Raw genomic sequence first — 14,443 nt, 5'->3', positions numbered from 1 at the left:
ACCACCCGATTTTATCTTGCATAAGATAAAATTTAGCCGGCGATGGCGGGGTTCATATCGACGAGACGGTTGCTCATCACGTAGAAAGTAAGCTCGGCGTTGTTGGCGAGCTTCATCTTCTCCAGCAACCGCGCGCGATAAACGCTCACCGTTTTAACCGAAAGAGATAAAGCCAGCGCGATATCCGTCAGCCGCTTTCCCGAAGCGAGCATGCAAAGGGTCTGATATTCGCGGTCCGAAAGCTTCTCGTGCGGCATGCGGTCGCTGTCAAGCGACACGTAGGTCGCGAGCGCTTCGGCCATTTCCGGGCTCACGTATTTGCGACCCGCCGCGACTTGCTGAATCGCGCCGATCATCAGCGCCGGGTCCGCCGTCTTCGACAGATATCCGGACGCGCCTGCCTTCAGCGCACGCACGGCGTATTGATCCTCGCGATACATCGAGAACATCAAAACAGGCAGGCGCGGCGTCTCGCGCTTGATGCGCTTCAGCAGATCGATGCCGTTGACGTCCGGCAGCGAGATATCGAGCATCGCGACGTCGTGCGAATGGCGCGCGGCCAGCGCGATGGCCTGCACGCCGTTTTCCGCTTCCGACACTGCCGACGCGACGCCGCGTTCCAGCAGCAATTGCGCGACACCGCGGCGCACGATGGCGTGATCGTCGGCGAGCAGGACCTTGAGCATCGCGGGCGGTCTCAGGCGTTGACGACGCTGAACGCGAACAGGCCGGGACGCGCCGCCGTCCACGGCAGACGCGCGCGCACGGCGGTTCCAGCGGGTTTCGCCCCGGCGACGCGCAAGTTGCCGCCGAGCGCCTCGCAGCGCGCGCGCATCCCGGCCAGGCCGAAGCGCCCGCTTTTGCGACGCGCCGCCGCGCTGATGCCGACGCCGTCGTCCTCGACGATGAGCGTCACGGCTTGAGCGTCGACCGACACGGCCACGCTCGCGCGCGCGGCCTGCGCGTGGCGCGCGACGTTGCCGAGCGCTTCCTGCATCACGCGAAAAAGCGCAAGCGACATATCGTGCGACAGGCGATCGAGGCGCGCGTCGTGCGGGCAGGAAAAATCGACGGCAATCGCCGTGCGGGCGCCGAAACTCGCGATCCAGTCGGCGAGCGTCGCGGCGAAGTTCGCATCGAATGCCGGCGTTTGCAGCCCTTCGACGATGCGATGACTCGTCTCGCAGACATCCGCGAGCGCCGCGCGCGCCTGATGCAGCGCATCGCCTATGGCGGCGGGGGCATCGGCCGGCAGCCAGTGTTCGGCGCGCGCGAGCGCGAGATTGGCAACGGTAAGCGCAGTGCCGGTGTTGTCGTGGAGATCCTGCGCGAGCGACTGGCGCGCGCGCTCTTCCGTCGCGGCGAGCAGCGCGGCGAGTTCCTGTACGCGCGCGGCAAGTCGCTGAATCTGACGATCGCCTTTGAGCTTGGCGTCGATCAATGCGGAATAGGGTGAGACGAACGACGCGCCGGCATGGTCCGGCGACGGTGATGGAACCCCGCGCAGCGACGCGCGGCGGTTCAGGCTGTGATGCGTGCTCTCATCGAGCGCGATGGTGGCCGACGGATTCATTCACACTCCTCGCTTTGAGCGCAACTGGAGCTACGTCCTCGGGCGTCTCACGAGCGGCGTAACTGAATTTACACTCTGTAACATCGAAGACGGATCACGCGGTCGCGTTTACGCCGTCTCAGCGTGGATGAATCATATCTCAAAAATATGTTGAATCCATGTCCGGCAAGGGCGAAACGGACGAACTTCATGTCGTTTGCCAAGTTCGATGCACACATTGCGTAGGAAAAACACCTACCGACGGCGCCTGATTTGTAACAGCGGACTGCTCACCTGAGTTGCGCAAGGCGAAAAAAAACCGGAGCACGAAGCTCCGGTTTTTGCGAACGCGGCGTCGAACCGATCAGCCGACGAACGCTTTCTCCACGACGTAATGGCCAGGATGGTTGTTGCTGCCTTCCTTGAAGCCCATCGAGTCGAGCAGTTCGCGCGTGTCGCGCAGCATGTGCGGGCTGCCGCAAAGCATCACGCGATCGTTCTCGACCGAGAACGGCTCGACGGCGAGATCCGCGAACAGCTTCTTCGTCTCGATGAGATCCGTGATGCGGCCGCGGTTCGCGAATTCCTCGCGCGTGACGGTCGGGTAATACACGAGCTTCTCGGAGACGATTTCACCAATGTGCTCATGCGCCGGCAAGTGCTCGGTGATGAAGTCCTTGTACGCGAGTTCGTCGACGAAGCGGCAGGTGTGCGTGAGCACGATCTTTTCGTAGCGGTCGTAAACGTCCGGGTCCTTGATGATCGACATGAAGGGAGCCAGGCCCGTGCCGGTCGAGAGGAGCCACAGCGTCTTGCCGGGCAGCAGGTTGTCGGCGACGAGCGTGCCCGTCGGCTTCTTGCCGATCAGCACGGAATCACCCACCTTCAGGTGTTGCAGGCGCGAGGTCAGCGGGCCGTCGGGAACCTTGATGCTCAGAAATTCGAGATGCTCTTCGTAGTTCGCGCTCGCGAGGCTGTACGCGCGCAGGAGCGGCTTGCCATCGACTTCCAGGCCCACCATCGTGAACTGGCCGTTCTCGAAGCGGAACGCGGAGTCGCGGGTGCAGGTGAAACTGAAAAGCGTGTCGGTCCAGTGGTGGACGCTCAGAACGGTTTGAGAATTAAGGTTGCTCATGGCTTCTTGAACTGTGCTTTAACTGTGCAAAAGCGGTGACGCTCCGACGCTCGCGGCCGATTTGCGGCCAACGCCACGCAGGGCCAGCGCCGAAACGTGCGCTCTGGGAGCGCCGCACTGCGCGAAGAGGACGATCGACTGATGATGACCGCGCGTTCGATGCGAAGATCGCGCCTCGCGTGAGCCTCGTGTAGAAAACGAGACAGCCCGGCTGGTGCAATCGGCTATTTTAACCCGATAGTCCTTTCGCGGTCCGAACGTCGATACGGCGGCAAACGCGCGCACGTGAGCCTCGTGGGCGAACGCGCGTGCTGAAGAAGTGCGTTTCAGGCTGTCAGCAAAGGCCGGCAGCCGGATCGGCACGGACACGTCCGCTGCCGATAAGCTGCCGAATTCGCATGATAGCAATGGATGCGCCGCTCATCCCGAAATACCCTTGCCGGCGCAAGGACGGCGTGCGTCAGATCCGCTGATCCGTTGACGGCTTTTCCCACAGGTTGATGCCGCCTTCCTGCGCGTGCTGGTCGATTTCCGCGAGTTCTTCCTGTGTGAATTCGAGGTTCTTCAGCGCGGCAACATTTTCCGCGACCTGCTCCGCCCGGCTCGCGCCGATCAGCACCGAAGTCACGCGGCCGCCGCGCAGGGCCCACGCGAGCGCCATCTGCGCAAGGCTCTGACCGCGCTTCTGCGCGAGTTCGTCGAGTTTGCGCACGTGCGCGAGGTTCGCGTCGCTCAAGTGCTCCTGTTTGAGCGAACCGCCGCCCGGCTTGTTCACGCGCGCGTCCTGCGGCACGCCTTTCAGGTATTTGCTGGTCAACAGGCCTTGCGCGAGCGGCGTGAACGCGATGCTGCCCGCGCCGATATCGTCGAGCGTGTCGAGTAGCTCGCTCTCGATCCATCGGTTCAGCATGTTGTACGACGGCTGATGGATCAGCAGCGGCACCTTATGCTCAGCGAGCAGCTTCGCCATTTCGCGCGTCTTCGCCGCTGAATACGACGAGATGCCCACGTAGAGCGCTTTGCCCGAATGCACGGCAGTCGCGAGCGCGCCGGCGGTTTCCTCGAGCGGCGTATCGGCATCGAAGCGATGCGAGTAGAAAATGTCGACGTAATCGAGACCCATGCGCTTCAGGCTCTGATCGAGGCTCGCGAGCACATATTTGCGCGAGCCGCCGCCCTGGCCGTAGGGACCGGGCCACATGTCCCAGCCGGCTTTCGACGAGATCAGCAATTCATCGCGATACGGACGGAAATCGTCTTTGAAGATGCGGCCGAAATTCGTCTCGGCGCTGCCGTACGGCGGGCCGTAGTTGTTCGCGAGATCGAAATGCGTGACGCCGAGATCGAACGCGGTGCGCAGAATGTCGCGTTGCGTGGAGATCGGCGTCGTATCGCCGAAGTTGTGCCACAAACCCAGCGACAACGCGGGCAGCTTCAACCCGCTCCTGCCGCATGTGCGGTATTGCATCTGCGTGTAACGCTCGGACGCTGCTTCGTAGGCCATGACGTATTTCCTCTGCGGATTGCGAATTGATCGGACGTGCTGATCGGACTTGGGACACGCGCCGCCCGTCCCTGCCCGGGGGCGTCAATGGTAAGCCAATCGGGGCTGAGCGCGCACGGCGCGCAGCGGCGTCCCGCTATTCGGCACCGGCCGATCGGCCAGCAAGGGAACGATCGCGCCCAAACTCGGACCAATGCAGATTTCGCTTGAAGGAGCTTGACCGATGGACCCGATCGACAGACTGCGCCCCGCCTACGATTCCTTTGCCGCGATCGCCGTGACCTACGGCATCGACATTTTGCTGGCGTTACTGATCCTCGCGGTCGGCTGGTGGATTTCGAACGCCGTCGCGAACGCGCTGCGCCGCACGCTCGCCCGCACGAACGTCGACGCGACGCTCACGCCGGTGCTCGCCAGTCTCGCGCTGTGGGCGATCCGCGTCGTCGCGATCGTCGCAGCGCTCGGCAAATTCGGCATCGCCGCGGCCAGCATCCTGACCGTGCTGGGCGCCGCCGGTCTCGCCATCGGCCTCGCGCTGCAAGGCACGCTGCAGAATATCGCCGCCGGTCTGATGCTGCTGCTGCTGCGGCCGTTTCGCGTCGGCGATTACATCGAAGGCGTCGGCACGACGGCGGGCACGGTCAACGAGATCGGCCTTTTCACGACGCGTCTCACGAAAGCCGACGGCATCATCATGTACGTGCCGAACAGCCTCATCTGGGCGAACGCGATCACCAATTACAGTGCGAACGACCGCCGGCGCGTCGTCATCAATTTTCAGGCGCAGCATGGCCTGGGCGTCGAAAACGTGCTCGGGGAATTGCGCAGGCTGATGAGCGAAGATGCGCGGATCGTGCAGGAAGGGCCGTCGGCACCGTGGGTCGCGGTCACCGATTACACCGACACCGGCGTCAAGTACAACCTCGGTGCGTGGACCAACCGGAGCGATCATCAGTACGTGATGGCCGATCTGCTGCGCAAGATTCAGCCGTACACGCGCGAGCAGGCAAAAGCGGCGTAACTGGACGCGCGGGCGCAGACCGAATAATCTGACGCCCCTTTTTCGACGAGAACACGTTATGACCCGAGCGATTTCACTTGCGCTGCTTGTCGGCGGCGTCGTGCTGCTGTATTTCGGCGGCCAGTCGTTTCATTCGCTCTCCAACGACGTCGCGCGCTTCTTCACCGGCTCGCCCACGAACAAGACCATCTGGCTGATCGCGGGCGGCATCGTCGCGACGCTCGCGGGGCTGATCGGCCTCGCGATTCCATCGAAACGCTGAAGGTTCAGACGAGCGGCACTTCCGGCTTCGACGCCGAGCGCGTGCCCGGCAGCGCCGCGTTGCTCGCGCCGCGATACGTGAAGACGAGCGAGAACTTCACCTGATCGGTGAGGTTCTTGCCGGCGGAGTGCAGCGTATTGCAATGGAAGAACACGACATCGCCCGCCTCCAGTTCGGGCGATACCGCCGTGCGGATCAGCGCGGCGTTCTCGGGCAGATCGGAGCGGAAGAATCTGGCGTCGTCGAAACGATCAGACGTAAACGGCAGCTTGTGCGATGCCGGTACGAACCACAGTGCGCCGTTGTTCACCGTTTCGTCGCCGAGTGCGAGCCACGCGGAGACAAGATCGTCGCGCTCGAATGCCCAGTAGCGCACGTCGCGATGCCATCCGGTCAGGCTGCCGTACGCCGGGTGCTTCGTCATCATGCAGTTGTGATGCGCGCGCGACAGATACGGCGCTTCGCCGAAATACAGCTCCATCCAGCCGCGCACTTCGGGCGAGGCCGCGAACTCGGCGAAAAGCGGATGCCGCGCATACGCGTCGAGCAGACGGCGAACCGTGTGACCGCCGGGCGCATCCTTCGAATCCGGCGCGCCGGGATATTTCAGATCGGCTTCGAACTCGACCGGCGCGGCGGCCACTGCGAGCTGCTGGCGCGCGACTTCGCGCATCGCGTCGCGCCGTTCTTTCGGGATCAGCCCTTTCACGATCACGTAGCCGTTTTGGCGCAGCTCGCGCACCTGATCTTTTTTCGATTGAAGCGGATTTTGATCTGACATTTCAGTTCCTCGTCAGCAGCTTTCGAATAACCCATGCCGACGACGCTATATCCGGAATTGGGGCGAATACATGAATTGTAAATCCGATGCGGCGCAAAGGCCCGCGCCGCAACGCTTTGCCGGTTATTTATCAGCAATCGCTACATTAAATCGCAGGGAAAACGCGGACTTACCCCGGTAATGAGCGTCCTGTAAATTGGCCGCGAAGGTTCGGTGCAACCTGCTGAATCACTTCGAATCGAATACCTTGATCGCTATTTTTGAGACGACTATCGTCGAGTTTGCTTCCACGCAATCGACCTCCCGCTGACATGAACCACCGAATCGCTATCGGCCTTACCCGCGTTGCTTCGCACGCGGCGCGTCCTGCCCGGCGCGGCGTGATCCGCGCTTTGCGCCATCACTCCGCCCGCACACAGGCGCTCACCGAGCAATTGAAGAACGTGCATCCGGTCGACGGCATCCGGTCGTGGTTCCGCGGTTTCTTTTTCAATCTGCGCGTGCGCACGGCCTCGCGCCGCGTGTCGCTGCGCGCGCTGCTGCGCCGTCCGATGCAGTTGCGCGCGCCCGCGCCCAAGCCCAAGGCCGCCGCGCTGACGAGCCGCCGTCCGCGCCGCCTGTCGACGAGCAGCGCCGGCTGGTACGCCTTCGCCGCGCGCTAGTCGCGTTTCGTTTCATCGAACGTCGGTTATGCCGGCGGGCGCTTCCGCAAGAAAAGCGCAAAAAAAAACGGCAAGCGCGCGGCTTGCCGTTTTTCATATGCGATGAACGCCGTGCTTACGCGACGCTCGCGACCGGTTCGGTGCCCGCCGCTTCGGCCAGCACGAGCGCCTTGTCGGTGGCTTCCCACGAGAATTCCGGCTCTTCGCGGCCGAAGTGGCCGTACGCCGCCGTCTTTTCGTAGATCGGACGCAGCAGGTCGAGCATCTGGATGATGCCCTTCGGACGCAGATCAAAATGCTCGAGCACGAGCTTCGTGATCTCGGCATCCGACACGCGGCCCGTGCCGAACGTGTTGACCATCACGGAAGTCGGGCGCGCCACGCCGATGGCGTACGAAACCTGAATCAGCGCGCGCGATGCAAGCCCCGCCGCGACGATGTTCTTCGCGACATAACGGCCCGCGTAGGCGGCCGAGCGGTCGACCTTCGACGGATCCTTGCCCGAGAATGCGCCGCCGCCGTGCGGAGCCGCGCCGCCGTACGTATCGACGATGATCTTGCGGCCCGTCAGACCGCAGTCGCCTTGCGGACCGCCGATGACGAAACGGCCCGTCGGGTTCACCAGGAACTTGATGTCGCCCTTGATGAGATCCTTCGGCAGCGTCGGCTTGATGACTTCTTCGATGACCGCCTCGCGCAGTTGCGGCAGATCGATGTCCGGCGAATGCTGCGTGGACAGCACGACGGTGTCGATCGAGTGCGCCTTGCCATCGACGTAACGCACGGTGACCTGCGACTTCGCGTCCGGGCGCAGCCAGGGCAAACGGCCGTCGCGGCGCAGGTTCGCCTGACGCTCGACGAGGCGGTGCGACAGGTGGATCGGCAGCGGCATGAGTTCGGGCGTTTCGTCGCACGCGTAGCCGAACATCAGGCCCTGGTCGCCGGCGCCCTGATCGAGATTGTCGTCATGCGCCTTGTTCACGCCTTGCGCGATATCCGGCGATTGCTTGTCGTAAGCGACGAGCACAGCACAGCCGCGGTAGTCGATGCCGAAATCGGTGTTGTCGTAACCGATGCGCTTGATGGTGTCGCGCGCGATCTGGATGTAGTCGACGTTGGCTGTGGTCGTGATTTCGCCCGCGAGGACGACGAGACCGGTGTTGCAGAGCGTTTCCGCCGCGACGCGCGAATATTTGTCCTGCGACAAAATGGCGTCGAGGATGGCGTCGGAGATTTGATCGGCGACCTTGTCCGGGTGGCCTTCGGAAACAGATTCGGAAGTAAAGAGGTAGTCGTTTTTCACGCTTCAGACTCCAAGTTGGTTACGGTTTTTATTCACGTAGCCGACTTCGTTTGGAGTCTGAAGCGGCGACGCTTTAGCGGATCATTTCTCCGGAAAGCAGCGTTCGCTGCGTTCCGGCTTCGCCCCGCAAGTTGTCCATTAACTCGGCGAAGGTTCTATTATACCGGCTTCCCTGAATTTCACAGAATTGACCCCTTTGGCTTCCTTGGTCCCGCATCGTTCATCCGCACGCTGGAGCCCCTCATGCTAGGGCGCATCGGTGTGGCGCTCGCCATCGGCTTTCTCAAGTTCCTGGCGCTCATTCCCTATGGCATCACCGCCCGTTTCGGCGATGCCCTCGGCTGGCTGCTCTATCAGATTCCGAGCCGCCGCAGACGCATCGTTCACACGAATCTGAAGCTGTGCTTTCCCGAATGGAGCGACGAAAAGCGCGAGGACATCGCGCAGAAGCACTTTCGTCACGCGATCCGCAGCTACGTGGAGCGCAGCGTGCAATGGTTCGGCTCGGCGAAGAAGCTGGAAAAGCTGATCGAACTGGACAGCGCCGTCGATCTCACCGATCCGGATCTGCCGCCCACGCTCTTTCTCGGGCTGCATTTCGTCGGCATCGAGGCGGGCTCGATCTTCCTCAATTATTCGCTGCATCGGCAATGCGGGTCGCTGTATCAGCCGTTCTCGAATCCGCAGATCGAAGAACTCGCGAAGACCCAGCGCGCCCGCTTCGGCGCCGACATGGCGAGCCGCGCCGACAGCGCCCGCATCGTGCTGCGCTGGCTGCGCGACCGCAAGCCCGTGATGCTCGGCGCGGACATGGATTACGGCATGCGCAACTCCACGTTCGTGCCGTTCTTCGGCATTCCCACCTGCACGCTGACGGCCGTCGGCCGGCTCGCGAAGACGGGCAAGGCGCAGGTCGTGCCGTTCATCGGCGAGGTGCTGCCGGACTACAAGGGTTATCGGCTGAAGATTTTCAAGCCGTGGGACAACTACCCCACCGGCGACGACGAAGCCGACGCGCGCCGCATGAACGCGTTCCTCGAAGAGCAGATTCCGCACATGCCGGAGCAATATTATTGGGTTCACAAGCGCTTCAAGACGCGGCCGCCGGGCGAGCCGGGATTTTATTGAGGTCGAATTCACGCGCGATCGGCGTGAAACCCTGCGCTTCGGCTCACATACAATAGCGGCCATGAGACTCAAATTTACAAAGATGCAAGGCGCGGGCAACGATTTCGTCGTGCTCGACGGCTACACGCAAACGCTCGATCTGAGCGCGAGCCAGGTGCGCGCGCTCGCGAACCGTCATTTCGGCGTGGGCGCGGATCAGTTGCTCCTCGTGGAAAAGCCGACGATCGAAGGCGTCGATTTCAAATACCGCATCTTCAATTGCGATGGCGGCGAAGTCGAGCACTGCGGCAACGGCGCGCGCTGCTTCGTGAAGTTCGTGCGCGATCGCGGCCTGACGGACGCATCGCGCGTGCGCGTGCAGGTGCAAAACGGCGTCATCACGCTGACGATGCAGGACAACGGCGAAGTCCTCGTCGACATGAGCACGCCGGTGTTCGATCCGCCTCTCGTGCCCTTCGATGCCCACACGCTGCAAGGCATGCGGCAAGGCAAGGACACGCTCTGGCCGCTCGACGTGAACGGTGAAACACGCTGGATCTCGACCGTATCGATGGGCAATCCGCACGCCGTGCAAACCGTCGACGACGTCGAAACCTATCCGGTCCTGACCGAAGGCCCGCTGATCGAGCGGCACGCGCGCTTTCCGAAGCGCGTCAATGCGGGCTTCATGCAGATCGTCGATCGTCATTCGGTGAAACTGCGCGTCTACGAGCGCGGCGCGGGCGAAACGCTCGCGTGCGGCACCGGCGCATGCGCGGCGGTGGCGGCAGGCATCCGCCGCGGTCTGCTCGATTCGCCCGTGCGCGTCGACACGCACGGCGGCACGCTCACGATCACCTGGGACGGCGCGCATAACGAATCCGCCGCGCTGTTCATGGCAGGGCCCGCCGCGACCGTCTTCGAAGGCGAAATCGAGCTCGATCGCATCGTCTAAACGCAACCACGTCATCATGAATCCACGCGAAGTCGCCGACTACCTGCTCGACAACCCCGATTTCTTCGTCGAGCACGCGGAACTGCTCGGCACCATCCGGCTCTCGAATCCGCACGGCAAGGCCGCCGTGTCGCTGCAGGAGCGCCAGATGGAAATGCTGCGCGACAAGAACAAGCAGCTCGAACGCCGTCTCGCCGAACTGCTGCGCTACGGCCACGAAAACGACAGCATCTCGACCAAGTTCAACCGCTGGACCGTGCGCGTGATTTCGCAGCGCGATCCGTACGCGCTCCCCGCGACGATCAGCAAAGGCCTGTGCGAAGTTTTCGATGTGCCGCATGCCGCGCTGCGGGTGTGGGATATCGACGAAGCGTATCGGCAGGCGGATTTCGCGCGTCAGGTCGGCGAGGAAGTGCGCCTCTTCACGAGCGGCCTCGCGACGCCGTACTGCGGCGTCGACACGGGCTTTGCGGCCGCGCAGTGGCTCCGCGCCGCCAACTCGGCATCGGCGACGGTCGCGCCGAGCGACGGCCCGTCCGACATCGACCGCAAGATCGAATCCGTTTCGCTGATCGCGCTGCGCGATCCGCAAGCCGGCCCGGATGCGCCGAGCTTCGGACTGCTCGTGATGGGCTCGCCCGATCCACGCCGCTTCCACGACGGCATGGCGACCGACTTCCTCACGCAGATCGGCGCACTGGCGAGCGCGGCGCTTTCTCGCTTGCTGCCACACTGAACATGAACGCCGCCGCGGATGTGATCGCCGACTATCTCGCGATGCTGGAGCATCAGCGGCATCTCTCCGAACACACGCTGCGCGGCTACACGCACGAGCTTTCCGAACTGCGCGCGCTCGCGAAGGACCGCCCGCTCGAATCGCTGACCGCCGCCGATATTCGCGGCGCGGTCGTGCGCGCGCACGCAGCGGGATTGTCGTCGCGTTCGATCGCGCATCGCCTGTCGGCGTGGCGCGCGTTTTATCGATGGCTCGCCGAGCGCATCGAAATGTCCGCGAATCCTGTTGCGACGGTGCGCGCGCCAAAACGCGAAAAGACCTTGCCGAAGGCGCTTTCCGTCGATCACGCGCAACAACTGATGGACGCGCCGCACGCCGATACGACCGAAGCGCTGCGCGATCAGGCGATGCTCGAGCTCTTCTACTCGTCGGGCTTGCGGCTCGCCGAACTGGTGAGCCTCGACGTTCGCCACGTCGAATCGTCCGTCAGCTGGCTCGATCTCGACAGCGCCGAGGTTCACGTCCGCGGCAAAGGAAAGCGCGAGCGCAAGGTGCCGGTCGGCAGCAAGGCGATCCACGCATTGCGCGCATGGATCGGCGTACGCGACGAGTTCGTGAAGCTCGATCCGCACGCGCTTTTTCTCTCCGTGCGCGGCAACCGCATGTCGCCCGGCGTGGTGCGCGAGCGCGTGAAGCGGCTCGCGCTGCAGGCGGGCATTCCGTCGAACGTGCATCCGCACGTGCTGCGCCATTCGTTCGCGACGCACGTCCTGCAATCGAGCGGCGACCTGCGCGCGGTGCAGGAGCTGCTCGGCCACGCGAGCATCACGGCCACGCAGGTTTACACGTCACTCGATTTTCAACATCTCGCCCGCGTCTACGATGCGGCGCACCCGCGCGCGAAGAAGCGCGATTAACGCCGCGAGCGCCTCGCTCCATCGGCGCCGCCTCCGGATTGCAATGAACACCATCACGCTCAAGCCGTCGAAGGACAGATCGCTCGTTCGCCGCCATCCGTGGATTTACGCGAACGCCATCGCGCGCATCGACGGCGATCCCGCGCCGGGCGCGACCGTCATCGCGCGCGCGGCGGACGGACGTTTTCTCGCGCGCGCGTCGTACAGCCCGCAATCGCAGATTCGCGCGCGCGTATGGACTTTCGACGAAGCCGAGCCCATCGATCACGCGTTCTTCAAGCGGCGCGTGCAGCGCGCGGTCGCGCATCGGCAGACGATGGTGAAGGACACCGGCGCCACGCGTCTCGTCTTCGGCGAAGCGGACGGCTTGCCGGGGCTGATCGTCGATTACTACGTCGCGGATGACGGCAAGCACGCGCAGCTCGTCTGCCAGTTCATGGCGACGGGCGTCGAAGCGTGGAAAGAGGCCATCGTGCAGGCGTTGTCTGCTGCTACCGGCTGCCCGAACGTCTACGAGCGCTCGGACGTATCGATCCGCCAGAAGGAAGGGCTCGAACAGACGACCGGCGTGCTCGCGGGCGACGCGCCGCCCGAGACGTTGATCGTCGATGAATGCGGCGTGCGCTATCACGTCGATGTCAGAAACGGCCACAAGACGGGTTTTTACGTCGATCAACGCGATAACCGCGTGCTCGTCGCGCAGAACGCGCACGGCCGCGACGTACTCAACTGCTTCTGCTATACGGGCGGTTTTTCGCTCGCCGCGCTGAAAGGCGGTGCGACGCGCGTCGTGTCCGTGGATTCGTCCGGCGAAGCGCTCGCACTCGCACGCGCGAACGTGACGGCGAACGGTTTCGACGCGCAAAAAGCCGAATGGCTCGACGCCGATGCCTTCAAGACGCTGCGCCGTCTCTACGACGAAGGCCAGCGCTTCGACCTGATCGTGCTCGATCCGCCGAAGTTCGCGCCGTCGAAGGAAACCGTCGATCGCGCCGCGCGCGCGTACAAGGACATCAACCTGAGCGGTTTCAAACTGCTGCGTCCGGGCGGCCTGCTCTTCACGTATTCGTGCTCGGGCGCGATCGATTCCGAGCTGTTCCAGAAGATCGTCGCGGGCGCGGCGTCGGACGCGCGCGTCGATGCGCGCATCCTCAAGCGCCTGGGCGCGGGCGTCGATCATCCGCTGCTGACGGCGTTTCCGGAAGGCGAATACCTGAAAGGGCTGCTGTTGCAAATCGCGTGAGCGCCCCAATCTACGCGCGATCCGCAGCGGTTTGGGCCGCAGAAGCGTCGGCTTGACAAATATGTTTCAATAATTGATTCAGCGCATAGACAAGGACACAGGCGAACCATGATTCCCGTAACCATCCTGACCGGCTTTCTGGGCAGCGGCAAAACCACGCTGCTCAAGCGCATCCTGAACGAGCCGCACGGCATGAAGATCGCCGTGATCGAGAACGAGTTCGGCGAAGAGAACATCGACAACGAAATCCTCGTGCAGGAAACGAACGAGCAGATCATCCAGATGAGCAACGGCTGCATCTGCTGCACGATCCGCGGCGATCTGGCGCGCGCGCTCGAAGACCTCGCGAATCGCAAGAAGGCGGGCACGCTCGCGTTCGACCGCGTCGTGATCGAAACGACCGGCCTCGCGAATCCGGGCCCGGTCGCGCAGACGTTCTTCATGGACAACACCGTCGCCGACGAATTCCTGCTCGACGCGATCATCACGCTCGTCGACGCGAAACACGCCAATTCGCAGCTCGACCAGCATGAGGTGGTGCAGCGCCAGGTCGGCTTCGCGGACCGCCTGTTTGTCACGAAATCGGATCTCGTTTCCGCCGACGAACTCGAATCGCTCAAGCATCGCCTGCTGCACATGAACCCGCGCGCGGCGATCAAGGTCGTGAATTTCGGCGATGCGGACATCAAGGAAATCTTCGATCTGCGCGGCTTCAATCTGAACTCGAAGCTCGAAATCGATCCGGATTTCCTCGCGGAAGACGATCACGACCATGCGCACGATGACGACCACGATCATTCGACCTGCGGCCACGATCATAGCCACGATCACGAGCACGGCCATCATCACCACCATCACGCGCATCACGACGACAAGATCAAGTCGTTCGTGTACCGCAGCGACAAGCCGTTCGATCCGAACCGCCTCGAAGACTTTCTCGGCGGCATTCTGCAGATCTATGGCGAGCGCCTGCTGCGCTACAAGGGCGTGCTCTATATGAAGGGCGTCGATCGCAAGGTCGTGTTCCAGGGCGTGCATCAGATGATGGGCAGCGATCTCGCCGGCAAGTGGATGCCGATCGAGAAGAAGAACAGCAAGATGGTGTTCATCGGCATCGAGCTGCCGAAGGATCTGATCACCGACGGGCTCGACGCCTGCCTCGTGAAGTAATCCGGCACGCATCTCGCTTGGAATGTACGACCCGCGCGGAGTGAAGTCGTGCATTTGCAGAAAACGCCGCCGCGAAAGGCTCGCGCGCGGCGTTT

At 63.0% G+C, this 14,443-nt stretch carries 15 protein-coding genes; 9 read left to right on the top strand and 6 right to left on the bottom strand.

All coding sequences use genetic code 11. The features are described 5' to 3' along the window. Positions 1 to 32: 32 nt before the first annotated feature. The 4 genes from rqpR to mgrA form a co-directional block, all read right to left on the bottom strand. Entirely contained in the window at positions 33 to 686 is a 654-nt protein-coding gene (gene rqpR / locus AWB74_RS08345) for a response regulator transcription factor RqpR (RefSeq protein WP_061146305.1), read from the bottom strand. An 11-nt stretch (positions 687 to 697) separates the two neighbouring features. Then, a complete protein-coding gene (locus AWB74_RS08340) occupies positions 698 to 1,573 on the bottom strand; it encodes a sensor histidine kinase (RefSeq protein WP_061146304.1) in 876 nt (291 codons plus the stop codon). Between the two features lie 343 nt (positions 1,574 to 1,916). After that, complete coding sequence (locus AWB74_RS08335) at positions 1,917 to 2,687, bottom strand: ferredoxin--NADP reductase (protein ID WP_061146303.1); 771 nt, start codon at positions 2,685 to 2,687, stop codon at positions 1,917 to 1,919. Positions 2,688 to 3,147: 460 nt separating this feature from the next. Then, on the bottom strand, positions 3,148 to 4,191 hold the full coding sequence (gene mgrA / locus AWB74_RS08330; RefSeq protein ID WP_061146302.1) for an L-glyceraldehyde 3-phosphate reductase: 1,044 nt from the start codon (positions 4,189 to 4,191) through the stop codon (positions 3,148 to 3,150). 223 nt (positions 4,192 to 4,414) lie between these two features. Here mgrA and AWB74_RS08325 point away from each other — a divergent pair, with 223 nt between their 5' ends. Next, the gene (locus tag AWB74_RS08325) at positions 4,415 to 5,212 is read left to right on the top strand and encodes a mechanosensitive ion channel family protein (protein WP_061146301.1); all 798 of its coding nucleotides are present in this window, start codon (positions 4,415 to 4,417) and stop codon (positions 5,210 to 5,212) included. Positions 5,213 to 5,270: 58 nt separating this feature from the next. Next, positions 5,271 to 5,474 carry a DUF3185 family protein gene (locus AWB74_RS08320; protein ID WP_061146300.1) on the top strand — a complete coding sequence of 68 codons (204 nt, stop codon included), beginning with the start codon at positions 5,271 to 5,273 and terminating at the stop codon, positions 5,472 to 5,474. A gap of 4 nt (positions 5,475 to 5,478) precedes the next feature. Here AWB74_RS08320 and AWB74_RS08315 read toward each other — a convergent pair whose 3' ends face one another. Further along, on the bottom strand, positions 5,479 to 6,255 hold the full coding sequence (locus AWB74_RS08315; RefSeq protein ID WP_061146299.1) for a phytanoyl-CoA dioxygenase family protein: 777 nt from the start codon (positions 6,253 to 6,255) through the stop codon (positions 5,479 to 5,481). Between the two features lie 311 nt (positions 6,256 to 6,566). Between AWB74_RS08315 and AWB74_RS08310 the strand changes: the two genes are divergently transcribed. Beyond that, positions 6,567 to 6,917, top strand: a complete 351-nt coding sequence (locus AWB74_RS08310) for a hypothetical protein (RefSeq protein WP_200821945.1) — start codon at positions 6,567 to 6,569, stop codon at positions 6,915 to 6,917. Positions 6,918 to 7,032: 115 nt separating this feature from the next. Here the strand turns inward: AWB74_RS08310 and metK are convergent, their stop codons facing one another. Beyond that, entirely contained in the window at positions 7,033 to 8,220 is a 1,188-nt protein-coding gene (gene metK / locus AWB74_RS08305) for a methionine adenosyltransferase (RefSeq protein ID WP_061146297.1), read from the bottom strand. Positions 8,221 to 8,463: 243 nt separating this feature from the next. On the opposite strand from metK, the gene AWB74_RS08300 reads away from it, so the two are divergent. The 6 genes from AWB74_RS08300 (at position 8,464) to AWB74_RS08275 (ending at position 14,348) form a co-directional block, all read left to right on the top strand. Next, on the top strand, positions 8,464 to 9,348 hold the full coding sequence (locus AWB74_RS08300) for a lipid A biosynthesis lauroyl acyltransferase (RefSeq protein ID WP_061146296.1): 885 nt from the start codon (positions 8,464 to 8,466) through the stop codon (positions 9,346 to 9,348). 61 nt (positions 9,349 to 9,409) lie between these two features. Next, complete coding sequence (dapF, locus tag AWB74_RS08295; RefSeq protein ID WP_061146295.1) at positions 9,410 to 10,282, top strand: diaminopimelate epimerase; 873 nt, start codon at positions 9,410 to 9,412, stop codon at positions 10,280 to 10,282. 16 nt (positions 10,283 to 10,298) lie between these two features. After that, complete coding sequence (locus AWB74_RS08290) at positions 10,299 to 11,018, top strand: DUF484 family protein (protein ID WP_061146294.1); 720 nt, start codon at positions 10,299 to 10,301, stop codon at positions 11,016 to 11,018. 2 nt (positions 11,019 to 11,020) lie between these two features. Next, entirely contained in the window at positions 11,021 to 11,935 is a 915-nt protein-coding gene (gene xerC / locus AWB74_RS08285) for a tyrosine recombinase XerC (protein ID WP_061146293.1), read from the top strand. Positions 11,936 to 11,978: 43 nt separating this feature from the next. Further along, a complete protein-coding gene (locus AWB74_RS08280; protein ID WP_061146292.1) occupies positions 11,979 to 13,178 on the top strand; it encodes a class I SAM-dependent rRNA methyltransferase in 1,200 nt (399 codons plus the stop codon). Positions 13,179 to 13,286: 108 nt separating this feature from the next. Next, positions 13,287 to 14,348: a CobW family GTP-binding protein gene (locus AWB74_RS08275; protein WP_061146291.1), complete on the top strand. Its 1,062-nt coding sequence runs from the start codon at positions 13,287 to 13,289 to the stop codon at positions 14,346 to 14,348. Positions 14,349 to 14,443 lie beyond the last annotated feature (95 nt).

Origin of the sequence: Caballeronia arvi (genome assembly GCF_001544695.2) — a bacterium.
Lineage (GTDB): Bacteria > Pseudomonadota > Gammaproteobacteria > Burkholderiales > Burkholderiaceae > Caballeronia > Caballeronia arvi.
This window is presented reverse-complemented; position numbering and strand designations above follow the sequence as displayed.